The organism is Rhodococcus sp. PBTS 1 (assembly GCF_001620025.1).
In the GTDB taxonomy this organism is placed as follows: Bacteria; Actinomycetota; Actinomycetes; order Mycobacteriales; family Mycobacteriaceae; genus Rhodococcoides; species Rhodococcoides kroppenstedtii.
Window position 1 is genome coordinate 2,602,599 of the sequence record NZ_CP015219.1, and the last position, 22,532, is coordinate 2,625,130.

Sequence of the window (22,532 nt, forward strand, 5' to 3'; positions counted from 1 at the left end):
TGACCGCTCAGGCGACGCCGACTGCGGAGCGGAGCCGATCGCGCGCAGCCGCGGCGTCGTCGCCGAGACCGTCGAGGTCGAAGATGCCCCACGTCTCGAGCAGCGGCCGGACGACCTGCTCGGTCTGCACGGTCTCGTCGTAGAGACCGGCCTCGGCCAGCAGGGCCGTGCTGTTGCCGCGTCCGGGCAGATCCACCGACGGCAGGGAGAACGAGTCGACGGCGTCCGCGACGGCGAGCACGGTGCCGTCCGCATCGTGCCGGAGGGCCGCGGCGACGAGCGAGGCGAACAACTCGGCCTGCAGCGCGTCGTCGGTGGCGATGCGGTCGAAGATGGCCGACAGCAGGGCGTCCTCGCTGACGTCGGCACTGCGACGGTGGCGGACGGTCGCGGCCTGCTCGTCGAGCGCGAACTTGGCCAGGATGTGGACGGCGTGCAGCGACGGCGACCGGTACCCCGTGGTCATGTGCTCCACGCGAATGCGTTCGAGCTCGACGGGGTCCACGGCGCGCGTGGTCATGAGGTAGTTGCGCAGCACGATCGCGTGCCGGTTCTCCTCGGCCGTCCAGCGACCGATGAGCTTCCACCAGGTGTCGTTCGCCCGCAGCGCGAACGCGAGGTCCCGGTGGTACTCCGGCAGGTTGTCCGCCAAGAGCACGCCGACGGTGGCCGCGAGCACCTCGACGTCGGACAGCGACACCTGGTCCGGCGCCCAGTCCTCGCCGCCCAGGAACGCGAAGTTCCGGCCCGCGTCCCACGGCACGTAATCGTGCGGTTGCCACCCGTCGGCCACCTCGATGTGAGCCTCGAGGACTCGTGCGGCGTCCGATTCCAGGGCGGTCAACACGTCGTGGTCACTGGTGTCCATGCCCCAGAGAATAACGGCCGGACCAGCCCGGCTCGGAATCCTGACGCCCCTCCCCCCGTCTTTGGGTGACTCCCAGTCGACGGGCGCCAGGTTCTGGCCCCGGTCACACCATCCGCGGTGACCGGGGCCCCGGCACGTCCTCGTCCGCCGGCCCGAGATCGAGCCGGCCCGAGATCAGGCCGGTCCGAACTCCTCGAGCATGTCCGTCACCAGGGCGGCGATCGGCGACCGCTCGGACCGCGTCAGCGTCACGTGCGCGAAGAGCGGATGGCCCTTGAGCTTCTCGATCACCGCGGCCACGCCGTCGTGCCGACCGACCCGCAGGTTGTCGCGCTGGGCGACGTCGTGGGTGAGGACCACCCGCGACCCGGAGCCCAGGCGGGACAGCACGGTGAGCAGGACGTTGCGTTCGAGGGACTGAGCCTCGTCGACGATCACGAACGAGTCGTGCAGCGAGCGCCCGCGAATGTGCGTCAGGGGCAGCACCTCCAGCATTCCGCGCGCGGTGACCTCCTCGATGACCTCAGGACTCGCGAGACCGTCGAGGGTGTCGAACACCGCCTGCGCCCACGGGCCCATCTTGTCGCTCTCGCTGCCCGGCAGGTAGCCGAGTTCCTGGCCGCCGACGGCGTACAGCGGACGGAACACCACCACCTTGCGGTGGGTCCGACGTTCGAGCACCGCCTCGAGTCCGGCCGTCAGGGCCAACGCCGACTTGCCGGTGCCGGCCTTGCCGCCGAGGGAGACGATGCCGATGGACTCGTCGAGCAGCAGATCCAGTGCCACGCGCTGCTCCGCCGATCGGCCGTGCAGTCCGAAGGCCTCGCGCTCGCCGCGCACCACCTGAACCTGCTTGTCCGGCGTGACGCGCCCGAGTGCACTGGACGACCCACCGAGCAGACGAACGCCGGTGTGGCAGGGTAGATCTCGCGCCTCGTCCAGATCGACGACACCGTGCGCGAACAGCGTGTCGACGACCTCCCGCGACACCTCGAGCTCCGCCATTCCCGTCCACCCGGAGGGCACGACGTCGTGAGCGTGGTACTCGTCGGCCGGCAGGCCCACCGCACCCGCCTTGACCCGCAGCGGGATGTCCTTGCTGACCAGCACCACGTCTCGGCCGTCGGCGGCGAGGTTGAGCGCGCACGCGAGAATTCGCGCGTCGTTGGCGTCGGTGCGGAACCCGACCGGCAGCACGGTGGGGTCGGTGTGATTCAGCTCGACCTGCAGCGTGCCGCCGTCGACCCCGATCGGAACCGGCTGGTCGAGACGACCGTGCTCGATGCGCAGATCGTCCAGCATCCGCAACGACTCCCGGGCGAACCATCCCAGTTCGTGATGGTGGCGTTTGCCCTCGAGCTCACCGATGACCACGAGAGGCAACACGACGGCGTGCTCGGCGAACCGGGTCACGGCCCACGGATCGGAGAGCAACACCGAGGTGTCGAGGACGTACGTGCGGGTGGTGGCGGAGCGAGTTGCAGTCACTTCGGACTCCTCGAACGCCGCGCGGGCGCGGCGTGGTCGATCGCTGGACCGGAGGGTCTGCCGATGCCGACCGCCGACGTCGACGAGACCGAGAGTCCGGTCCCTTCTCGGGTCGTTGGATTCGACCATGTCGGAGACCTCCCGCACGGACGGCTTCCCCGCCGCCCGCACTGCCGACGCTACTGCCGCCACCGCACCCGCGGCCCGATCCGGCGTCGGGCGTGTCGGTGAACACCGTGTGACGACTTGCCCCCGGAACCGGCGCATTCGGTATTCGCCCCGAAACACGAGCCGACGCTGTTAGCGTCGCCGTCGTGCAGAACGCCCAGGAGATGCAGGAATTCGACGGCGCACAGGGAACGGTGGCGTACCGAGCGTGGCCGGTGCCGCGCCCGCCGCAGTTTCTCGTGCTGATCGCGCACGGGTACGGGGAGCATTCGGGTCGCTACGCGCACCTGGCCTCGACCCTGGTCGCGGCCGGTGCGGCCGTGTTCGCCCCGGACCACCACGGGCACGGCCGATCCGACGGGGACCGCGCCGTGGTCACCGACGTCGACGCCGTGGTGGCGGACCTGCACACCGTGGCCGAGCGTGCCCGCGCCGAGTACCCCGACCTGCCACTGGTGCTGATCGGTCACTCCATGGGCGGCCTGCTGGCCACGCGCTACGCGCAGACCCATCGCGACGAACTGGCCGCGTTGGTTCTCTCCGGCCCCCTCGTGGGGAAGATGGAGGTCTTCGCCGCACTGCTCGAGCTCGACGAGATTCCCGACGTCCCGATCGATCCGTCGGTGCTCTCCCGCGACCCCGAGGTCGGCGCGGCCTATCAGGCCGATCCGCTCGTGTACCACGGTCCCTTCGCCCGCGCGACGCTCGAGACCTTCGGCCGGGCCGTGGACACCGTGGCGTCGTCGGGCACGCTCGGCGACCAGCCCACCCTGTGGTTGCACGGCGGAGACGACCAGCTGGTGCCCTACGAGCCGACCGCCGCGGCCATGCCGTCGCTCCGGGGCGCGTCGTTCCAGGAGAAGGTGTACGACGGCGCCCGCCACGAGATCTTCAACGAGACCAACCGCGACGAGGTCGAGGAGGACGTGCTCGCATTCCTCGCCGAGGCCGGGCTCCCGCTGCGCAACCGGTAGGCGTCAGCCCAGCAGGCCCCAGTCCTCGAGACCGTCGTACAGCGGGAAGTTGCGGGCCAGCGCGGTGACGCGACCGCGGAGAGCGTCGGTGGCCTCGCCGGTGACCAGTGCGGTCGCGATGATGTCGGCCACCTCGGTGAACTCGGTGTCGCCGAAGCCGCGGGTGGCGAGGGCCGCGGTGCCGATCCGCAGACCCGAGGTCACCATCGGCGGGCGCGGGTCGAAGGGCACGGCGTTGCGATTGACGGTGATGCCGACCTCGTGGAGCAGGTCCTCCGCCTGCTGCCCGTCGAGGCGGGAGTTGCGTAGGTCCACCAGGGCGAGGTGCACGTCGGTGCCGCCGGTGAGCACCGAGATGCCCTGCTCGGCCACGTCGGCGCCGGTCAGACGCTCGGCGAGGATCGACGCGCCGCGCAGGGTGCGCTCCTGACGCTCCCGGAACTCGGGGGTGCCGGCGATCTTGAAGGCCACGGCCTTGGCCGCGACGGCGTGCATCAGCGGTCCACCCTGCTGACCGGGGAAGACGGCGGAGTTGAGCTTCTTCGCCCACTCCTTCTTGGCCAGGACGATGCCCGAGCGCGGGCCGCCCAGCGTCTTGTGCACGGTCGAGGAGACGACGTCGGCGTGCGGGACGGGCGACGGGTGCACACCGGCGGCGACGAGCCCGGCGAAGTGCGCCATGTCGACCCACAGGAGGGCGCCCACCTCGTCGGCGATCGACCGGAACGCGGCGAAATCCTGGTGGCGCGGGTAGGCGGACCAACCCGCGATGAGCACCTGCGGCCGGGCGTGGAGCGCCTGCTTGCGCACCTCGTCCATGTCGATGCGGTGGTCTTCCTTGCTCACTCCGTACGACTCGACCTCGTAGAGCTTGCCGGAGAAGTTGAGCTTCATGCCGTGCGTGAGGTGTCCGCCGTGGGCGAGATCGAGACCCATGATCTTGTCGCCGGGCGCGATGAGCGCCATGAGCACCGCGGCGTTGGCCTGGGCGCCGGCATGCGGCTGCACGTTGGCGAATTCCGCGCCGAAGAGCTCCTTCGCGCGGTTCCGCGCCAGGTCCTCGACGACGTCGACGTGCTCGCAGCCGCCGTAGTAGCGACGCCCGGGGTATCCCTCGGCGTACTTGTTGGTGAGCACGCTGCCCTGCGCCTGCAGGATCGCGCGCGGCACGAAGTTCTCCGACGCGATCATCTCGAGGGTGTCGCGCTGGCGGCCGAGTTCGCCGGCCATCGCCGCGGCGACCTCGGGATCGAGCTCCGCGAGGGACGCGGTCTCGATCGTGGACTTCACAGGTGCAGCGGTCATCGCGACGGTTCTCCAAGCAGCAGGACGAGCGGTCATCGGGGTCGAGCAGGCGTGCGACCAGTCTAGGCGCAGCCGATCAGCGCAATCCGGACGGGATCAGGGGTTCGTCGAGAAGTCGGGCGAACCGGGCGCTGCGCTCGTCGGCGGTGTCCGCGCGATCGAGCCACCCCCCGAGCAAGCGGTAGCCCTCGACGTAGGTGGAGATGTACGCCCGCCACAGCGGCGAGGTCAGGAACCGCAACGACTGGCGGGCCCGCTCCGACGTCGTCAGCGACCACCGCTCGAGGAACGACGCGACGTCGTCGTGGCTCCGGTGCTGATCGTGCAGCATCAACGCCGCGTCCTGCCGGACGCCGAGCAGACCCGCGGACGCGGTGTGCACCGCTTCGGCGCGCGCACCGTCGAATCGCAGGCCGAGATCGGCGTAGATCTCCTGCGCCCACGCTCCCCACCCCGGCCCGATCAGAGACTCGAGCGCGAGGTCCGCCAGCCCCTCCGCCATGAGGCACTGCGGGGTGTTGACCAGAAAGATCGTCTGCTCCTGCTGACCGGCCGTCGCCACCAGCCCGGCCTCCTTGCGGCAGTGCTCGGTGTGGTGGCCGGGATAGGACTCGTGTGCGATCAGCCGCGGCAGGTGCGCCATGTGTTGCTTCAGATCCGAGTTGATCGCCACCGTCGACCGGTAGTCGCCGAGGTAGTAGTTGAAGCCGGACCACGGCTTGTCCCCCACCACCTCGTAGGTGACCTGCTCGGTGTCGGGCAGCGGGTACCGGCGCCGCACCTCGTCCCGCAGGGCGCTCGAGAACGCCTCCACACACGCAGCGAGCCGCTCCGGCGGAATCTCGTCCGACGCGCGGTGGGCCCGCATGCGCTCGGTCAGCGAGCCCGCTCCGGGCAGCACCTCGTCCAGACGGTGATGGGCGGCCCGGTAGTCGTCCTGGTCGCCGAGCGCGATGTCGATGTCGAAGTAGGCGCGGACCTCGTCGACGAACCCGATCTCGTCTCCCGCCAGTTTCCGCGCGGAGCACTCGAGCGCCCGTAGATGGGCGTCGAGGAACGACGCGCGGTCGGCCGTGAGGTCGACCGCCGGCAGCGCGGCGCGGAGGTCGCCCGCCCGACGGGCCAGGGTGCGCGGGTCCGGCGTCGGCGCGCTCTCGACCGCGCGGCGCAGCGCCGAGTCACCGGTGAAGGCGTCGACGAAACCCTCTTCGAGCCGGTCGAAGGACAGTCCCAGCGTGAGGTACTCGGTCACGAAATCGTCGGCGTCCACGATGATCGACCCTACGTCGGCCCACCCGGGTTACGCCCGACCGCCGCCACCCGGCACTATTTCCTTCGGCACCGTTCGTGAATGGAGGCAGCGTGTCCCGGATGAGCGAGTCGAGTCCGTACGTGGAGTTCGATCGCCGACAGTGGCGCACGCTGCGCAAGGCGACCCCCCTCGTGCTGACCGAGGACGAGCTGACCGGGCTGCGCGGCCTGGGCGAGCAGATCGACCTGGACGAGGTCGCGGAGGTCTACCTGCCGCTGTCCCGGTTGATCCATTTGCAGGTCGCCGCGCGTCAACGTCTGTTCGCCGCCACCGCGACGTTCCTCGGCGAGCAGACGCCGGACCGCCAGGTGCCCTTCGTGATCGGCATCGCCGGCAGCGTCGCGGTGGGCAAGTCCACGACGGCCCGCGTCCTGCAGGCACTGCTCTCCCGATGGGAGCATCACCCGCGCGTCGACCTCGTGACGACGGACGGGTTCCTCTATCCCTCGGCCGAACTCATCCGTCGAGGCATCATGCACCGCAAGGGTTTTCCGGACTCGTACGATCGCCGCAAGCTGCTGCGCTTCGTCACCGAGGTGAAGTCCGGCGCGGAATCGGCGCGCGCGCCGGTGTACTCGCACGTCTCCTACGACATCGTGCCCGGCGCGTTCACCGAGGTGCGCCAGCCCGACATCCTCCTCATCGAGGGGCTGAACGTCCTTCAGACCGGACCCCGGCTCATGGTGTCGGACCTGTTCGACTTCTCGATCTACGTCGACGCCCGCATCGAGGACATCGAGCAGTGGTACATCAGCCGATTCCTGGCGCTGCGCAAGACGTCGTTCGCCGACCCGGCCTCACACTTCCACCACTATTCGGGGCTGTCCGACGAGCACGCCCGGATGGCGGCGGCGGACATCTGGCAGTCCATCAACCGGCCGAACCTCGTGGAGAACATCCTCCCGACCCGGCCGCGCGCGACTCTGGTGCTGCGCAAGGACTCCGATCACGCGATCAATCGGCTTCGGCTGCGGAAGCTCTGACGAGCCTCAGACGCCGAACCGGCGGTGCCGCCGCGCGAAGTCCCGTAGCGCCCGCAGGAAGTCCACGCGCCGAAACTCCGGCCAGTAGGCCTCGGTGAACCAGATCTCCGAGTAGGCGCTCTGCCACAGCAGGAACCCCGACAGCCGTTGTTCGCCGGACGTCCGGATCACCAGGTCGGGATCGGGCTGGCCCGACGTGTAGAGGTGGGCATCGATGGCGTCGACGGTGATCGAGTCCACCAGCGACCGACCGCCCAGTCCGTCGTCGAGCTTCTCCGTGACGAGGGATCGAACGGCGTCGGTGATCTCCTGCCGTCCGCCGTACCCGACCGCGACGTTGACGTGGGTGCCCGACCGGCCGACGGTCCGCGCGGCGGCGTCCTGCAGCCGGCGCGCCGACTCGGGGGGCAGCAGATCGAGCGTGCCGACGATCTTGACGCTCCAGTTCATCGACGGCCCGGAAATCTCCTCGACGACGTCGGTGATGATCTCGAGCAGCGAGTCGATCTCCTCCGGATCCCGACGCAGGTTTTCCGTCGAGAGGAGGTAGATGGTGGCCATGTCGATGCCGGCGAGGTCGCACCAGGTGAGCAGTTCCGCGATCTTCAGCGCACCCATGCGGTGGCCGTGACTGACGTCGGTGAAGCCGTTCTCGCGGGCCCAGCGGCGGTTGCCGTCGCACATGACCGCGATGTGCCGGGGATGCTGCGCGCCGTCGAGCTGTCGAACCAGACGACGCTCGTACAGCGTGTACAGCAGACCTCGAGCTTTCACCCGACTCCTCACCGTCTTGTCGACCTGGGGCACACGACCGAGGAATCACCCTACGCCCGTACCGGATTCTTCTCGGCCTCCCCGGGTAGTCGGTCCGTCGAGAAGGAACACCGTCGACCGCCCCGTCACCCGAGGAAGTGAGCCCCATGACCGTCGTTCGCGACACCACTGCCGATGTCGATGCCGTGTGGTCGGTGCTGACCGACGGGTGGAGCTACGGCATGTGGGTCGTCGGCGCCTCCCGTATCCGCGCGGTCGATCCGCGATGGCCGCACATCGGGTCCCGGATCCACCATTCGTTCGGGCTCTGGCCGTTCGTGGTCGACGACGTGACGGTGGTGCGCCGCATGATCGACCGCCGGGAGCTGGTCCTGGAGGCGCGGGCCCTGCCGGCCGGGCGGGCGGAGATCATCCTCCGACTGCACCCGACACCGACCGGGTGCCGGATCGAGATGATCGAACATGCCGCCTCGGCGCCCTTCGAGTGGGTACCCGATACCGTGCAACATCTCGCGGTGTACCCGCGCAACACCGAAGCCCTGCGTCGACTCGCCTTCCTCGCCGAACGCGCGACGCGGTGACCCCGGTCGTCACCGCCGACGCCCTCGTGATCGGCGCCGGCCACAACGGGCTGGTCGCGGCCGCGGCGCTCGCGGACGCCGGGTGGGACGTCGTCGTCCTGGAGGCGTCGTCGACACCGGGCGGCGCCATCCGCAGCGCCGAGCTGACGCCGGGCTACGTCAGCGACCTCTACAGCGCGTTCTATCCGCTGGGCGTCTCGTCGCCGGCGATGCTCGCGCTCGAACTCGACCGGGTCGGGCTGCGGTGGACGCACGCACCGCGCGCCTACGGGCACCCGCGCTCGCCCGACGACGAGGACGCGCCCGTCATCCATCACCGCCCGGAGGACACCGCGGCCATGCTGGCGCGGCACGATCCCCGCGACGGCGACGCGTGGATGCAGGTGGTCGAGCAGTGGAACCGGATCCGCGATCCGCTGCTGCACTCGCTGTTCGGCAGCGCGTTCCCCCCGGTCCGCGGCGCGACCCAGCTGTTCCGGCGGCTCGGGACGGCGGAGACGCTGCGATTCCTGCGTTTCGCTCTGCTGCCGGCTCGCGCCATGGCGCACGAGCTGTTCCACAGCGAGGCGGCGCGGTGCCTCCTGCTCGGCAACGCCATGCACGCCGACGTGCCCACGGACGCTCCGGCCAGCGGAATCCTCGGTTACCTGCTCACCATGCTCGCCCAGGACGTCGGCTATCCCGTGCCGGTCGGCGGGGCCGGCGAGTTGGCGGCCGCCCTGGTACGCCGGGCCGAACGACCCGGCGCGCGGGTCGTGTACGACGCGCCGGTGGTGCGTGTCGACGTCTCCGGCGGGGTGGCGACGGGGGTGCGGACCGCGGGCGGCGAGCACTATCGCGCGCGGCGCGCCGTGATCGCCGACGTCTCGGCCCCGGCGCTCTACGGCTCGCTCCTCCCGCACGACGCGGTGCCTGCGCGGGTCCACCGCGACCTCGAGACGTTCGAGTGGGACACCCCCGTCGTCAAGGTGAACTACGCGCTCGACGCGCCGATCCCGTGGCGGTCGGCCAGCCTGAACGGCGCGGGCACGGTCCACGTCGGCGCCGACGACGACGGCCTGGTCCGGTGGAACGCCGACCTCGTGACCGGCCGGATCCCGGAGCGCCCCTTCATGCTGTTCGGACAGATGACGACGGCCGATCCCACGCGCTCCCCGGCGGGCACCGAGAGCGCGTGGGCCTACACCCACCTGCCCCGCGGGGTCGTCGACGACGCGTCCGCCGATCTGTTGGCCGCGCGCGTGGACACCGTACTGGAGGAGCACGCGCCGGGCTTCGCGGCGTCGATCGTCGGCAAGCACGTGCAACGCCCGTCGGACCTCACCCGCTCCGACGCCAACCTGTTCGGCGGCGCCGTCAACGGTGGCACGGCGCAGATCCAGCAGCAGCTCGTGTTCCGCCCGTCGCCGGGCCTGGGGCGCGCCGAGACGCCGGTGCAGCGTCTGTACCTCGGGAGCGCGTCCGCGCATCCCGGCGGAGGCGTGTCCGGCGCTCCCGGCCTGTCCGCGGCGAAGGCCGCTCTGGCCGACTCCGGTCCGGTCGGTGCGGTTCGGCGGCGCGCCGTCGGGGCCCTGCTCGAACTGGTGCTCCGGTGAGCGGAGACACGGCCGCGCCTCGCGAAGTTACGCTAGCGTAGGTTCGTGACTGCTTTCGGGATCGACGAGCTGCCGGTCAAGCCCCGCATGCGGGGCTGGATCCACCTCTACGCCTTCGGCGTCTCCGTGATCTGCGGAATCGTGTTGGTCTCGGTGGCCCTCGCCGCGGGACCCCCCGGCGCCGGCCCCGCCGTGGCCGTCTACGCCCTCGCCACGTGCGGGCTGTTCGGCACCAGCGCCACCTATCACCGCGTGCAGTGGGCGAGGCCGCGGAGCCGCGTGTGGATGAAGCGCGCCGACCACTCGATGATCTTCCTGTTCATCGCCGGGAGCTACACGCCGTTCGCCGTCCTCGGCCTCCCCTGGTCGACCGGCAAGGTGCTGCTGATCGTGGTGTGGGCCGGCGCCGTCGCCGGTGTCGCCCTCAAGATGATCTGGCCCGCGGCGCCGCGGTGGCTCGGCGTCCCGCTCTACCTCCTGCTCGGCTGGGCGATCGTGCCCGTCGCCGGCACCCTGACCGACGCCGTCGGGATCGCGCCGATGGCCCTGCTGCTGGCCGGCGGCATCTTCTACAGCGTCGGCGGCATCCTGTACGCCACCAAGTGGCCCGACCCCTGGCCCACCACCTTCGGTCACCACGAGTTCTTCCACGCCGCGACGGTGATCGCGGCGATCTGCCACTACATCGCGGTGTGGTTGGTCCTGCTGCGCTGACCGTGACCGACGGCCGGTGGGGTCAGGCGCCGAGCAGAGCCCGCAGGTCCACCTCGTCGGTGACCGGCCGGTCGCAGACGAAGCCGCGGCAGACATAGGCGGTGTCGCGGCCGTCGACGGTCGGACGGTCCGCGAGCAGCGGCGTGGACTCCGGGCTGCCCGCCACCACCACCGTGCCGCCGGGGGCCTGCTGTCGGGCGAGGGCCGCCAACGTCGAGCTCGGGGCGGTCGTCGCGACCGCCACCTGCAGCGGTCCCGCCACGGCCGCCTCGGCCACGGCGAGCCAGTGCCCGGCCGACCGCGGAGCCCGTTCGAGCAGGATCGACGCGCGGGCCAGGGACAGGTCCGCCGCCTCGCGGTAGCGGGCCGCTCGCGCGGGATCGGTCAGCGCGGACACCGTCAGCAGGGCCTCCGTGAGGAGGGCCGCACCGGACGGCGTCGCCCCGTCGAGCGGATCCGACGGCCGGGTCACCAACTGCTCCGCGTCGTCGGCGGTGTCGAACCACGCGCCGGGCCGCTCCCGGTCGGCGAAGTGCGCCAGCGCCGTGTCGAGGACGTCCTGCGCGGCCGTCAGCCAGCGTCGCTCACCGGTGGCCTGGTGCAGCGCGGCCAGCGCCGTCGCCAGCGCCCCGTGGTCCTCGAGGACTGCCGCGGCGGCACCGACCTCGCCGCCCAGCGAGGCGCGGCGGAGCCGGCCGTCGACCACGTGACGCGAGACCAACGTCTCCGCGCACCGCGCCGCCGCCTCGACCCACGTCCACTCCCCCAGCGCCGCACCACCTTCCGCGAGCGCGGTGACGGCGAAGGCGTTCCAGGCGGTGACCACCTTGTCGTCGCGGCCCGGCTGCGGACGCGTCGCGCGGACGGCCGCCAGGCGTCCACGCACGTCGTCGAACCACGCGGCGTCGGCCGGATCGGCACGCAGTTGCAGAACCGACGTGCCGTGCTCGAAGGTTCCGTTGTCCGTCACCCCGAACAGCTCGGCGGCCGCCGCACCGTCGGCATCGCCGAGCGCGTCCCGCAGCTGCGCCGGCGTCCACACGTAGGTGAGGCCCTCGACGCCGTCGGTATCGGCGTCGAGCGCCGACGCGAAGCACCCGTCGTCGGTTCCGAGATCGCGAATCAGGAAGTCCGCCGTCTCCGCCGCGGCGCGGGCCGCGAGGGCGTCGCCGCGTCGGGCCGCGTGGGCGAGGACGCGCAGCAGCAACCCGTTGTCGTAGAGCATCTTCTCGAAGTGGGGAACCACCCAGTCCGCGTCGACGCAGTAGCGGGCGAATCCGCCCGCGAGCTGGTCGTACAACCCGCCGCGCACCATCGCCGCCAGGGTGCGGTCGAGCGTGGCCTCCGCCGCGTCCGATCCCGTCCGTTCGACGTGCCGAAGCAGCGCCTCCGCCAGGGCCGACGGCGGAAACTTCGGCGCCGGGCCGAACCCGCCACGCTCGGTGTCCTCGGCGGTGAGAACCCCGGCGACGGCGTGATCGAGCAGCGCGGCGTCCACGGCGCGCTCACCCATCGGCACGCCGGTCGATCCGCGCCGCAGTTCGGCCACGATCGAGGCGGACGCGGTGGTCACCTCGTCACGGCGGGTCACCCAGGTGTCGGTGATCGCGGTGAGCAGCTGCGGGAAGGACGGCATGCCCTGCCGGGGCGTCGGCGGGAAGTACGTCCCGCAGTAGAAGGGCTCGCCGTCCGGGGTCAGGAACACGGTCATGGGCCACCCGCCCTGACCGGTCATCGCGACCGTCGCGTTCATGTACACCGCGTCGAGGTCGGGCCGCTCCTCGCGGTCGACCTTGATGCAGACGAAGTGCTCGTTCATCAGGGCCGCCGTCGCCTCGTCCTCGAAGGACTCGTGGGCCATCACGTGACACCAATGGCAGGCGGAGTAGCCGATCGAGAGCAACACCGGCACGTCCCGCTCGCGTGCCCACGCCAGGGCGTCGTCGGTCCACTGCTGCCAGTGCACCGGATTGTCCGCGTGCTGGCGGAGGTAGGGACTGGTCGACTCGGTCAGCGTGTTGCGCGCGCGGGGATCCACGCCGGAGACGTTCCCCCGTGTGGACACCTCGAACCCGGTCAGCCGCGCGGATCGGGGCCGAGGCCGCCGCGGTCGGTGCCCTCGTCGGCCGCCTGGTCGGGGGTCGGATCGGTCGGCTCGAACGACGACGGCAGCTTCTTCATGTGCCCGTTCATCGACCGTACGAGCAGCGCCGTGCCCACCAGAAGCAGCGCGATGATCACCAAACCGACGGGCGACGCCTTGCCGAATTCCGGTCCCGTGGTGTTCTGGGCCAGGATCGCGAACCCCAGAGCGGTGGTCACGACGCGCCCTCGATTCCGGCGAAGAGGTCGTTCTCGGGCAGGGAGGTCCGCACTCGCGTCCGCGCGAGCTCGTACTCCTCCGTCGGCCAGAGCTTGCGCTGCAGTTCGGTGGGGACGGCGAAGAACCGGCCGTTGGGGTCGATCTGCGTCCGATGTGCGCGCAGCGCGTCGTCCCGGGCGTCGAAGAAGTCCGCGCATTCGACCTGGGTGGTGACCCGGCCCATGATCTCGTCGCGGTCCTTCGACCACTGCTCGAGCCACTCGGCGAACGGGCTCTCCTCCCCGCGGGCGAGCAGTTCGTCGTGGAAGAGCTGCATGCGCTGACGGATGAACCCGTGCGAGTAGTAGAGCTTCGAGACCTCCCACGCCGGGCCGGCGTCCGGGAACTGCTCGGGATCGGCGGCGGCCTCGTACGCCGCGACCGAGACCTCGTGGCACCGGATGTGATCGGGGTGCGGGTACCCACCCTTCTCGTCGTAGGTGGTCATCACGTGCGGGCGGAACTCGCGAACGACCCTCACCAGAGCTTCCGTCGACACCTCGAGCGGGACCAGGGCGAAGCAGTCCTCGGGAAGCGGCGGCAGCGGGTCACCCTCGGGCAACCCGGAATCGACGAAGCCGAGCCAGGTCTGCTGCACCCCGAGAACGGCGGCGGCCGCGGCCATCTCCTCGCGGCGCACCTCCGGGAGTCGCTCGCGGACACCCGGGATGTCCATCGCGGGGTTGAGAATGTCGCCGCGCTCACCGCCGGTGAGCGTCACCACGAGCACCTCGTGTCCCTCGGCCGCGTAACGCGCCATCGTGGCCGCACCCTTGCTGGACTCGTCGTCCGGATGCGCGTGCACTGCCATCAATCGCAGTCCGCTCACGTCAGCTCTCTTTCGCACGATGGTTCGTCCGTGCCCCGACCGGCGCACACTCCGATTGTCCCACTTCCCCACCTCCGGATTCGTCCGGGGCGCGGGGCCGGTAGGTTCGTCGTCGATGAGCACCACGCCCCCGACCGGTCGAGCCCTTCCCGAGGGTCGGTACCCCGAGGACCGCGGCCGCACACCGTCGCGGGTGCTCGCGGTGACGCTGACCCTGCTGGTCGTCGCCCTCGGCGTCGGGATCGCCTACCTCGGCTACACGAAATTCACGACGCCCGACATCGACGGCACCCTGGTGTCCTTCGAGATCGTGTCCGACGATCGGGTGGACGTGCGCCTGTCGGTCACCCGCGACGACCCGTCGGAGCCCGCCGTCTGCATCGTGCGATCCCGTTCGCGCGACGGCTCCGAGACCGGGCGGCGCGAGGTTCTGATCCCGGCGTCGCCGAACGGCACCGAGGACATCCGCACGGAGGTGATCACGTCGGCCCCGCCCGGGCTCGCCGACCTGTACGGATGCAGCCTGACGGTGCCGGAGTACCTCACCCGCGGGTGACGACGACGCGACGGTCCGGTGTCCGACGACGGAACTCCCGGGTCCGATTCGTGGTAAGTTCGTTTCGTACACGGCTCACGGGTTGAGCCGTGTATTGCTGCATAGACGGGTCCCACCGCCACCGTCCTCGACAGACCGGGGACGGCCGACCGGACCGGACGGGCCCGTCACCACGAGCCCGCGCGACGCGCGGGCTCGCTTTTCACGTGTGGGCGGCCCTCGGCCGCCGACGCCGTCCCGGCGCCGGCCGACACCGTCTGACAACGAAGGAGTGATCGAGATGAGCGAGACCCAGGTGACCTGGCTGACCCAGGAGTCGCACGACAGGCTCAAGGGCGAACTCGACCAGCTCATCGCCAACCGGCCGGTCATCGCCGCCGAGATCAACGAGCGTCGCGAGGAAGGCGACCTCAAGGAGAACGGTGGCTACCACGCCGCGCGCGAGGAGCAGGGTCAGCAGGAGGCGCGCATCCGCCAGCTGCAGGAGCTGCTCAACAACGCGAAGGTCGGCGAGGCGCCCACGCGGTCCGGCGTGGCCCTTCCCGGTTCCGTGGTGAAGGTCTTCTACGACGGCGACGAGTCGGACACCGAGACCTTCCTCATCGCCACGCGCGAGGAGGGCGCCCGTGACGGCAAGCTCGAGGTCTACTCCCCCAACTCCCCCCTCGGCGGCGCCTTGATCGACGCCACCGTCGGTGACACCCGGGAGTACACGCTGCCCAACGGCAAGACCATGAAGGTCACGCTCGTCAGCGCCGAGCCCTACCACTCCTGAGCCCCACCCGATCGAGCGCCTCGCCGGCCCCGTGTCCGTCGGACACGGGGTCGGTTCGCGTTCCCGGGGTTTTCCCGGGCATCGGGTCCATCCTGGCCGCACACCGCCGAACGACGACGGTCCGGTTGTGACGAGTCACGAGTCGCCCGGGCGGTGTAACGCTCGGTGGCCGCCGAAGCGATGCGATCTGTGGAGGTGCGACAACACATGACTCTCGCCACGAAGGCATTCGCCGGGTTCGACATCGACGGCCACCACGTCCGCGTGGTCGTCACCGACCCCACGCGCGTCATCGACGCCGCCGCGTTCGCGCGGGCCGAGCTCGACGCCGCCTGCGAGGTCTTCAGCACCGAGCGTTCCACGTCGGAGTTGCAGCGGCTCAACCGCTCCTTCGGCCGCACCGTCCGCGTCGGCGCTGCGTTCGCCGACCACCTGCGCATCGCCCTCGAGGCCGCCGAGTCCACCGACGGCGCCGTCGATCCGGTCCGTGACGCCTCGTTCCGCGAGGTCGAATTCGACGGCACCGCAGTGCGTCTCCCCGGATTCGCCACCCTCGACCTCGCTGCCACCGCACCCGCGGTGGCCGTGGCGCGAGTCGCCGAGACCGTCGCCCGCCGGTTCGGGTGCGGCGTCCTGGTCTCGATGGCCGATCACGTCGCCGCCGCCGGGCCCGAGCCTGTCCAGGGTTGGCAGATCACCGTCGCGGACGGCGCCGACCGCCGCGCCGTCACCCTCGCGTCGGGCAGCGTCGCCCTCACCCGCGAGGCCGCCGAGGTGGCGCGCCGGGTGGCGGAGCAGGCGGCGGCCGCGGTCTTCGCCGCCTGACCCGGCTCGGCCCGCCCTACTCCTGGACGGCGACCTCGAATCCGGCCGTGGCGAAGGCCGCGAGCACGGCTTCCCGGTGATCCGGTCCTCTCGTCTCCAGGGTCATCACGACCTCCACCTCGTCCAAAGCGAGACGCCCCGCGGTGCGGGCGTGGACGACGTCGACCACGCTGGCCGCGGCGTCCCGAGCCACACCGAGCACGCCGAGCAGTCCGCCGGGCCGGTCCGGAATCACGATGCGCACCGTGAGGTAGCGACCGGCGGCGCGCAGTCCGTGCGCCACCACATGGGTGAGCAGCAGCGGGTCGATGTTGCCGCCCGAGAGCACCGCCACCACGGGCCCGTCGCCCGGAATCTCCGACGGATGATCCATCAGGGCCGCGACCGCGGCGGCGCCCGCGGCCTCGACGATGAGTTTCGCTCGCTCCATGCACAGCAGCAGTGCTCGTGACAGGGCGTCCTCGCTGACGGTGAGCATGCGGTCACCGAGAGCGGAGACGTGCGCGAACGGAACGTCGCCCGGCCGGCCGACGGCGATGCCGTCGGCCATCGTGGACATCCGTTCGGCGGGCGTGGGCGTCCCGGCCGCGAGCGAGCTCGGCCAGGCGGCGGCCTGCGCGGCCTGCACACCCACCACCGGCACCGTGCGCTCGTCGAGCGCGACGGCGGCCGCGATGCCGGCGACCAGTCCGCCGCCCCCGGTGGGGACGACGATGGCTCCCACCGACGGCATCTGATCCAGGATCTCCCGACCCACGGTCGCCTGGCCGGCGACGACGTCGAGGTGGTCGAACGGGTGGATCAGCACCGCCCCGGTCTCCTCGGCGAACGCCAAGGCCGCCACCAGCGCGTCGTCCACCGTGGAGCCGACCTGGTGGATCTGCGCGCCGTAGGAGCGGGTGGCCACCAGTTTGGGCAGCGGCGCCCCTTCCGGCATGAACACCGTCGACGCGGCCCCGACTTCGGCGGCCGCCCAGGCCACCCCCTGCGCGTGATTGCCGGCGCTGGCGGCGACCACCCCGCGGGCTCGCTCGGCGTCGGTCAGGCCGGCGATGCGGTTGTACGCGCCGCGCGGCTTGAACGATCCCGTGCGTTGGAGGTTCTCGCACTTGAGCCAGACCTCACGGCCCGTGCGATCGGACAGGACACGGGAGGCCACCAGGGGTGTGCGGCGCATGACGGGGGCCAACCGCGTGGTAGCGCGGTCGAGCCCCTCTCGGGTCAACAGTTCCATGACCCGAACTCTAGAGCCGTCAGACCTGCAGAGCCGTGAGACCTGCAGAGCCGTCAGCCCAGCGCGTTCTCCAGGTCGGCCACCAGATCCGCCGCGTCCTCGATGCCCACCGAGAGCCGCACCAGATCGTCCGGCACCTCGAGCAGCGATCCGGCCGTCGAGGCGTGGGTCATCGCGCCGGGATGCTCGATGAGCGACTCGACACCGCCGAGTGATTCGGCCAGCGCGAACACCTCGGTGCGCTTGCACAGGTCCAGGGCCGCCTCGCGGCCGCCCTTCAACCGCACCGAGACCATGCCGCCGAAGCGGCGCATCTGGCGCGCGGCGACGTCGTGCGACGGGTGCTCCGGCGAGCCCGGGTAGATCACCGACGCGACGGCGGGGTGTCCCGAGAGCAGCTCGACGACACGCTCGGCGTTGTCGCTGTGCTTCTCCATGCGCAGGGCGAGCGTCTTGATGCCGCGCAGCGTCAGGAAGGCGTCGAACGGCCCGGGCACGCCGCCCGCGCCGTTCTGCAGGAAGGCGAACCCGGCGTCGAGTTCCTCGTCGTCGGTGACGAGCGCGCCGCCGACGACGTCCGAGTGACCACCGATGTACTTGGTGGTCGAGTGCAGGACGATGTCCGCGCCGAGGGTCAGCGGCTGCTGCAGGTACGGCGAGGCGAAGGTGTTGTCCACCAACAGCTTCGCACCGGCTCCGTGCGCCACTTCGGACAGCGCGGCGATGTCGCCGACGTTGAGGAGCGGGTTGGTCGGCGTCTCGACCCACACCAGCTTGGTGTTCGGTCGGATGGCCTCGCGCACGGCGTCGACGTTCGAGACCGGCGCCACCGAGTACTCGATGTTCCAGTGCGTGAACACCTTGTCGATGAGGCGGAAGGTGCCGCCGTACGCATCGTTCGGGATCACCAGGTGATCGCCCGGCCGCAGGACCGTCCGCAGGGCGCAGTCCGTCGCGGCCATGCCCGACGAGAACGCGCGCCCGTACCGCCCCTCCTCCAGCGCGGCGAGGTTCGCCTCCAGCGGTCGCCGGGTGGGATTACCGGTGCGCGCGTACTCGAACCCGCTGCGCATCCCGCCGACGCCGTCCTGGGCGAACGTGCTCGAGGCGTAGATGGGGACGTTGACCGCGCCCGTCAGGGGATCCGGCTCATATCCGGCGTGCACGGCACGGGTGGCGAATCCCTGCCCCGCGTTCGTCGACGCGGTCCGATCGGTGGACGCGCTGCTGTCGGTCATCTCGTCTCTCCCTCGTCGTGTGTCGCTCGTGGCGTGTCTAGCTGCCCGCGCTGACGAACCCGAGCAGATCGTGTCGGGTGATGACCCCGACGGGCTTGCCGTCCTCGACGACCATGACGGCGTCGGTGTCCCCGAGCTGCTTGGTGGCCGCGGTGACGGACTCGCCCGCACCGATCAACGGGAACGGGGCGCTCATGTGTTCCGACACCGCGTCGGAGAGGGCCGCGCGACCCTCGAACACGGCCGAGAGCAGATCCCGCTCGCTGACGCTGCCGGCGACCTCACCGGCCATGACCGGCGGCTCCGCCCCGACGACGGGCATCTGCGAGACGCCGTACTCGCGCAGGATCTCGATGGCGTCGCGCAGCGTCTCCGACGGGTGGGTGTGCACGAGGTCCGGCAGCGCGCCGGACTTGCCGCGCAGCACGTCGCCGACGGTCGGCTCGACCTTCTCGCCCTCGAGGGGGGTACGCAGGAAGCCGTAGGAACTCATCCACTTGTCGTTGAAGATCTTGCCGAGGTAGCCGCGGCCACCGTCGGGCAGCAGCACCACGACCAGAGCGTCGGGCCCCTCGCGCTCGGCGACCTGCAGAGCCGCCACCATCGCCATGCCGCAGGATCCGCCGACGAGCAGACCTTCCTCACGGGCGAGGCGACGCGTCATCTCGAACGAGTCGGCGTCGGAGACGGCGATGATCTCGTCGGGAATCGACGGGTCGTACGCCGACGGCCAGAAGTCCTCACCGACGCCCTCGACCAGGTAGGGCCGACCCGTGCCGCCCGAGTACACCGAGCCCTCGGGGTCGGCGCCGATGATCTTGACCTTCCCGCCGGACATCTCCTTGAGGTAGCGACCGGTGCCGGTGATGGTGCCGCCGGTGCCGACGCCCGCCACGAAGTGCGTGATCTTGCCGTCCGTGTCGGCCCAGATCTCGGGTCCGGTGGTTTCGTAGTGACTCTGCGGCCCGCCGGGGTTGGCGTACTGGTTGGGCTTCCAGGCGCCCTCGATCTCGCGCACCAGGCGATCGGAGACGCTGTAGTAGCTGTTCGGATCCTCCGGCGCGACGGCGGTCGGGCACACGACCACCTGGGCGCCGTAGGCGCGCAGGACGTTGCGCTTGTCCTCGCCGACCTTGTCCGGGCACACGAAGACGCACTTGTAGCCGCGTTGCTGCGCGACCAGGGCGAGTCCGACGCCGGTGTTGCCCGACGTCGGCTCGACGATGGTGCCGCCGGGCTTCAGCTCGCCGGCCGCCTCGGCGGCGTCGATCATCTTCACCGCGATGCGGTCCTTCGAGCTGCCACCCGGGTTGAGGTACTCGATCTTGGCCGCCAGCAGGGCCGATCCCGGGGCCACGACGGTGTTCAGCTTCACCAGCGGGGTGTTGCCGATGAGGTCGACGACGCTGTTCGCAATGCGCATGTGGCCATCATCCCAGACTCCGGCGCGCACCTAGAATCGGACACGTGACTGGGCAGGCGGGGCGTTCGACGGGAACCGGGTTCGGAGGCTTCGGGGGGTGGCGTAGCGCTGCGAAGGCCGGCGCGGCGACGGTGGTCGCCGGTTCCGGCGCGACGACCCTCTCGTGGGCGGCCTACCGCCATCTACTGGCCCAGGCCGCCGCCGCGCGCACCGTCATCGGCCGCACCACCGCGAAGCCGCCGGAGGCCGACGGCGTGTACGGGCCGGGCGACGAGCGACCGGAACGGTGGCGCCCCGGCGTGGCCGCGGATCTGCATCTGATGATCTTCGGGGACTCCACCGCGGCGGGCATGGGCTGCACCGCACCGCAGGAGGTCCCGGGCGTGCTGGTCGCGCGCGGTCTGGCGGACGAGACCGGGAAGCGAATCCGCTTGTCGACGAAAGCCATTCCCGGCGCGACGTCGAAAGGTCTCGAGGGGCAGGTCGACGCGATGCTGGTGGCGGGCCGGCCGCCGGACGCCGCGGTGATCTTCATCGGCGCGAACGACGTCACCAAGAAACACGCCGTCGCGGCGTCGGCGGCGCGATTGGGGACGGCGGTGCGCCGCCTCCGCGCCGAGGGCACCGTCGTCGTGGTGGGAACCTGCCCGGATCTCGGGGTGGTGACGGCGATCCCGCAGCCGCTGCGCAGCGTCGTCCGCACCTGGGGCCACCGGCTCGCACGGGCCCAGACGTCGGCGACCCTTGCCGCGGGCGGACATCCCGTCGCCCTCGCGGACCTGCTGGCGCCGGAATTCCTGGCCGCCCCGGACCGCCTGTTCTCCGCGGACCGGTTCCACCCGTCGGCGGCCGGATACGAACTGGCCGCGCGTCAGATCCTGCCCGTCCTCGCCGCCGCCTTGGGAGAGTGGTCGGGCGGTCCCCTGCCGACGCTGCCGGCCAGGTCGGAGGTCGCGGAACAGCGCCGGGTGGTGTCCCGCCTGACCGCCGCGGCCAACAGACGTGTCCTGCGGTGGGGGCCACGGGTTAGTCTCGACTAACAGAACCGTGTTCCACTATCGCGTCACACCACCGAGTTGTTCGAAGACGAAGGGAATCCCATGCCAGAGGCCGTGATCGTGTCCGTCGCCCGCTCCCCCATCGGACGCGCCATGAAGGGGTCGCTCAAGGACATCCGTCCCGACGACCTCGCCGCGCAGATGGTCGCCGCGGCGCTGGCGCAGGTGCCCGCCCTCGACCCCACCGAAATCGACGACCTGATCATGGGTGTGGGCCTCCCCGGCGGCGAGCAGGGCTTCAACCTGGGCCGCAACGTCGCGATCCAGCTGGGATACGACTTCCTGCCGGGCACCACCATCACGCGGTACTGCTCGTCGTCGCTCCAGACCACCCGCATGGCCCTGCACGCCATCAAGGCGGGCGAGGGCGACGTGTTCGTTTCCGCCGGCGTCGAGACGGTGTCGCGTTTCGTCAAGGGCACCTCGGACTCCCTCCCCGACACCCACAACCCCATCTACGCCGATGCGCAGGCCCGCACCGAGAAGCTGGCGCAGGGTGGACAGACCTGGTCCGACCCCCGCGAGGACGGCCTGCTGCCCGACGCCTACATCGCCATGGGCCAGACGGCGGAGAACGTCGCCCAGATCACGGGCATCACCCGCGAGGAGCAGGACCACTGGGGCGTGCGGAGCCAGAACCGCGCCGAGGAGGCCATCGCTCGGGGTCACTTCGAGAACGAGATCACCCCCGTCACCCTGCCCGACGGCACCGTCGTGTCGACCGACGACGGCCCCCGTGCGGGCACCACGTACGAGAAGATCTCGGGCCTGAAGCCGGTCTTCCGTCCCGACGGCACCATCACCGCCGGCAACGCGTGCCCGCTGAACGACGGCGCCGCCGCGCTCGTGATCATGTCGGACACCAAGGCGAAGGAGTTGGGCCTGACCCCGCTGGCGCGCATCGTGTCCACCGGCGTCTCCGGCCTGTCACCCGAGATCATGGGTCTCGGACCGATCGAGGCGTCGAAGAAGGCACTGGCGTTGGCCGGCAAGACGATCGACGACATCGATCTGGTCGAGATCAACGAGGCGTTCGCGGTGCAGGTCATCGGGTCGGCCCGAGAGTTGAAGATCGACGAGGACAAGCTCAACGTGTCCGGCGGTGCCATCGCGCTGGGTCACCCGTTCGGTATGACGGGCGCGCGGATCACCGCGACGCTGCTGAACAACCTCCGCGCGCACGACAAGCAGTTCGGCCTCGAGACCATGTGCGTCGGCGGCGGCCAGGGCATGGCGATGGTGCTCGAGCGCCTCAGCTGACGCGCCGGTCCCACCACCCGGTTCCCGACCAGGGTTGAACGCCTCCGGGACCGGGAATGGTGAGGCTCAGGTGCCCCGCTAGCACCCGGCGCCGGTGCGCGAGTCGAGCCCACGGCTCGGGCATCGCCGTCGCCCGGCTTGCTCCTCCCCCGGAACCACACCCCCGGAACGACACCCCCCGAACGACACCAGCCCCCGACCACGAGGTCG

General features: G+C 70.9%; 21 protein-coding genes. 10 read left to right on the top strand and 11 right to left on the bottom strand.

Features of this window, described 5'->3' with window-relative positions:
* Nucleotides 1-7: 7 nt before the first annotated feature.
* Together A3Q40_RS11750 and A3Q40_RS11755 are read right to left on the bottom strand one after the other, a co-directional pair.
* Complete coding sequence (locus A3Q40_RS11750) at nucleotides 8-868, bottom strand: acyl-ACP desaturase (protein WP_068102411.1); 861 nt, start codon at nucleotides 866-868, stop codon at nucleotides 8-10.
* A gap of 174 nt (nucleotides 869-1,042) precedes the next feature.
* Nucleotides 1,043-2,356: a PhoH family protein gene (locus tag A3Q40_RS11755; RefSeq protein WP_068106052.1), complete on the bottom strand. Its 1,314-nt coding sequence runs from the start codon at nucleotides 2,354-2,356 to the stop codon at nucleotides 1,043-1,045.
* 314 nt (nucleotides 2,357-2,670) lie between these two features.
* On the opposite strand from A3Q40_RS11755, the gene A3Q40_RS11760 reads away from it, so the two are divergent.
* Nucleotides 2,671-3,498 (top strand): alpha/beta hydrolase, encoded by an 828-nt coding sequence (locus A3Q40_RS11760; RefSeq protein ID WP_235606284.1) that lies wholly within the window; start codon nucleotides 2,671-2,673, stop codon nucleotides 3,496-3,498.
* Between the two features lie 3 nt (nucleotides 3,499-3,501).
* On the opposite strand, the gene glyA is transcribed toward A3Q40_RS11760, so the two are convergent.
* Both glyA and A3Q40_RS11770 read right to left on the bottom strand, forming a co-directional pair.
* Nucleotides 3,502-4,803: a serine hydroxymethyltransferase gene (glyA, locus tag A3Q40_RS11765; RefSeq protein ID WP_068102413.1), complete on the bottom strand. Its 1,302-nt coding sequence runs from the start codon at nucleotides 4,801-4,803 to the stop codon at nucleotides 3,502-3,504.
* Between the two features lie 76 nt (nucleotides 4,804-4,879).
* Nucleotides 4,880-6,073, bottom strand: coding sequence for a hypothetical protein (locus A3Q40_RS11770; RefSeq protein ID WP_068102414.1), 1,194 nt, complete (start codon nucleotides 6,071-6,073; stop codon nucleotides 4,880-4,882).
* 92 nt (nucleotides 6,074-6,165) lie between these two features.
* On the opposite strand from A3Q40_RS11770, the gene coaA reads away from it, so the two are divergent.
* On the top strand, nucleotides 6,166-7,098 hold the full coding sequence (gene coaA, locus A3Q40_RS11775) for a type I pantothenate kinase (protein WP_068102416.1): 933 nt from the start codon (nucleotides 6,166-6,168) through the stop codon (nucleotides 7,096-7,098).
* A gap of 6 nt (nucleotides 7,099-7,104) precedes the next feature.
* On the opposite strand, the gene A3Q40_RS11780 is transcribed toward coaA, so the two are convergent.
* Nucleotides 7,105-7,872: an isoprenyl transferase gene (locus tag A3Q40_RS11780; RefSeq protein ID WP_068102418.1), complete on the bottom strand. Its 768-nt coding sequence runs from the start codon at nucleotides 7,870-7,872 to the stop codon at nucleotides 7,105-7,107.
* Nucleotides 7,873-8,018: 146 nt separating this feature from the next.
* Between A3Q40_RS11780 and A3Q40_RS11785 the strand changes: the two genes are divergently transcribed.
* The 3 genes from A3Q40_RS11785 to trhA are packed head-to-tail and all read left to right on the top strand — an operon-like array spanning nucleotide 8,019 to nucleotide 10,762.
* Complete coding sequence (locus tag A3Q40_RS11785) at nucleotides 8,019-8,453, top strand: SRPBCC family protein (protein WP_068102420.1); 435 nt, start codon at nucleotides 8,019-8,021, stop codon at nucleotides 8,451-8,453.
* Entirely contained in the window at nucleotides 8,450-10,048 is a 1,599-nt protein-coding gene (locus A3Q40_RS11790; protein WP_068102422.1) for a phytoene desaturase family protein, read from the top strand. The genes A3Q40_RS11785 and A3Q40_RS11790 overlap by 4 nt, the downstream gene beginning before the upstream one ends.
* A gap of 45 nt (nucleotides 10,049-10,093) precedes the next feature.
* Nucleotides 10,094-10,762, top strand: a complete 669-nt coding sequence (trhA, locus tag A3Q40_RS11795; protein WP_068102423.1) for a PAQR family membrane homeostasis protein TrhA — start codon at nucleotides 10,094-10,096, stop codon at nucleotides 10,760-10,762.
* Nucleotides 10,763-10,784: 22 nt separating this feature from the next.
* Here trhA and A3Q40_RS11800 read toward each other — a convergent pair whose 3' ends face one another.
* Genes A3Q40_RS11800 through mca form a run of 3 tightly spaced genes read right to left on the bottom strand, consistent with a single transcriptional unit; the run spans nucleotide 10,785 to nucleotide 13,935 of the window.
* The gene (locus A3Q40_RS11800; protein WP_068102425.1) at nucleotides 10,785-12,800 is read right to left on the bottom strand and encodes a thioredoxin domain-containing protein; all 2,016 of its coding nucleotides are present in this window, start codon (nucleotides 12,798-12,800) and stop codon (nucleotides 10,785-10,787) included.
* A 38-nt stretch (nucleotides 12,801-12,838) separates the two neighbouring features.
* Nucleotides 12,839-13,084: a hypothetical protein gene (locus tag A3Q40_RS11805; RefSeq protein WP_235606285.1), complete on the bottom strand. Its 246-nt coding sequence runs from the start codon at nucleotides 13,082-13,084 to the stop codon at nucleotides 12,839-12,841.
* Complete coding sequence (gene mca, locus A3Q40_RS11810) at nucleotides 13,081-13,935, bottom strand: mycothiol conjugate amidase Mca (RefSeq protein WP_068106061.1); 855 nt, start codon at nucleotides 13,933-13,935, stop codon at nucleotides 13,081-13,083. Before mca ends, A3Q40_RS11805 begins: the two co-directional genes overlap by 4 nt.
* Before the next feature lie 133 nt (nucleotides 13,936-14,068).
* Between mca and A3Q40_RS11815 the strand changes: the two genes are divergently transcribed.
* The 3 genes from A3Q40_RS11815 to A3Q40_RS11825 all read left to right on the top strand — a co-directional run bounded on the left by A3Q40_RS11815 (nucleotide 14,069) and on the right by A3Q40_RS11825 (nucleotide 16,109).
* Nucleotides 14,069-14,509, top strand: a complete 441-nt coding sequence (locus A3Q40_RS11815; protein WP_068102427.1) for a DUF4307 domain-containing protein — start codon at nucleotides 14,069-14,071, stop codon at nucleotides 14,507-14,509.
* 280 nt (nucleotides 14,510-14,789) lie between these two features.
* Nucleotides 14,790-15,284: a transcription elongation factor GreA gene (gene greA / locus A3Q40_RS11820; protein ID WP_068106064.1), complete on the top strand. Its 495-nt coding sequence runs from the start codon at nucleotides 14,790-14,792 to the stop codon at nucleotides 15,282-15,284.
* A 207-nt stretch (nucleotides 15,285-15,491) separates the two neighbouring features.
* Entirely contained in the window at nucleotides 15,492-16,109 is a 618-nt protein-coding gene (locus A3Q40_RS11825; protein WP_068102429.1) for an FAD:protein FMN transferase, read from the top strand.
* A 16-nt stretch (nucleotides 16,110-16,125) separates the two neighbouring features.
* Here A3Q40_RS11825 and ilvA read toward each other — a convergent pair whose 3' ends face one another.
* Genes ilvA through A3Q40_RS11840 form a run of 3 tightly spaced genes read right to left on the bottom strand, consistent with a single transcriptional unit; the run spans nucleotide 16,126 to nucleotide 20,004 of the window.
* The gene (gene ilvA / locus A3Q40_RS11830; RefSeq protein WP_068102431.1) at nucleotides 16,126-17,343 is read right to left on the bottom strand and encodes a threonine ammonia-lyase; all 1,218 of its coding nucleotides are present in this window, start codon (nucleotides 17,341-17,343) and stop codon (nucleotides 16,126-16,128) included.
* Between the two features lie 53 nt (nucleotides 17,344-17,396).
* A complete protein-coding gene (locus A3Q40_RS11835; protein ID WP_068102433.1) occupies nucleotides 17,397-18,581 on the bottom strand; it encodes a cystathionine gamma-synthase in 1,185 nt (394 codons plus the stop codon).
* 37 nt (nucleotides 18,582-18,618) lie between these two features.
* The gene (locus tag A3Q40_RS11840) at nucleotides 18,619-20,004 is read right to left on the bottom strand and encodes a cystathionine beta-synthase (protein ID WP_068102435.1); all 1,386 of its coding nucleotides are present in this window, start codon (nucleotides 20,002-20,004) and stop codon (nucleotides 18,619-18,621) included.
* A gap of 44 nt (nucleotides 20,005-20,048) precedes the next feature.
* On the opposite strand from A3Q40_RS11840, the gene A3Q40_RS11845 reads away from it, so the two are divergent.
* Nucleotides 20,049-21,044 (top strand): SGNH/GDSL hydrolase family protein, encoded by a 996-nt coding sequence (locus A3Q40_RS11845; protein WP_068102437.1) that lies wholly within the window; start codon nucleotides 20,049-20,051, stop codon nucleotides 21,042-21,044.
* A gap of 60 nt (nucleotides 21,045-21,104) precedes the next feature.
* Nucleotides 21,105-22,322, top strand: coding sequence for an acetyl-CoA C-acetyltransferase (locus A3Q40_RS11850; protein WP_068102439.1), 1,218 nt, complete (start codon nucleotides 21,105-21,107; stop codon nucleotides 22,320-22,322).
* Nucleotides 22,323-22,532 lie beyond the last annotated feature (210 nt).

Excerpts from the sequence above, each read along its gene's own strand:
- A3Q40_RS11785 (WP_068102420.1), top strand. The coding sequence starts at position 8,019 with ATGACCGTCGTTCGCGACACCACTGCCGATGTCGATGCCGTGTGGTCG.
- ilvA (WP_068102431.1), bottom strand. The coding sequence starts at position 17,343 with ATGGAACTGTTGACCCGAGAGGGGCTCGACCGCGCTACCACGCGGTTG.
- A3Q40_RS11825 (WP_068102429.1), top strand. The coding sequence starts at position 15,492 with ATGACTCTCGCCACGAAGGCATTCGCCGGGTTCGACATCGACGGCCAC.
- A3Q40_RS11850 (WP_068102439.1), top strand. The coding sequence starts at position 21,105 with ATGCCAGAGGCCGTGATCGTGTCCGTCGCCCGCTCCCCCATCGGACGC.
- mca (WP_068106061.1), bottom strand. The coding sequence starts at position 13,935 with ATGGCAGTGCACGCGCATCCGGACGACGAGTCCAGCAAGGGTGCGGCC.
- A3Q40_RS11835 (WP_068102433.1), bottom strand. The coding sequence starts at position 18,581 with ATGACCGACAGCAGCGCGTCCACCGATCGGACCGCGTCGACGAACGCG.
- glyA (WP_068102413.1), bottom strand. The coding sequence starts at position 4,803 with ATGACCGCTGCACCTGTGAAGTCCACGATCGAGACCGCGTCCCTCGCG.
- greA (WP_068106064.1), top strand. The coding sequence starts at position 14,790 with ATGAGCGAGACCCAGGTGACCTGGCTGACCCAGGAGTCGCACGACAGG.
- A3Q40_RS11815 (WP_068102427.1), top strand. The coding sequence starts at position 14,069 with ATGAGCACCACGCCCCCGACCGGTCGAGCCCTTCCCGAGGGTCGGTAC.
- A3Q40_RS11750 (WP_068102411.1), bottom strand. The coding sequence starts at position 868 with ATGGACACCAGTGACCACGACGTGTTGACCGCCCTGGAATCGGACGCC.
- A3Q40_RS11840 (WP_068102435.1), bottom strand. The coding sequence starts at position 20,004 with ATGCGCATTGCGAACAGCGTCGTCGACCTCATCGGCAACACCCCGCTG.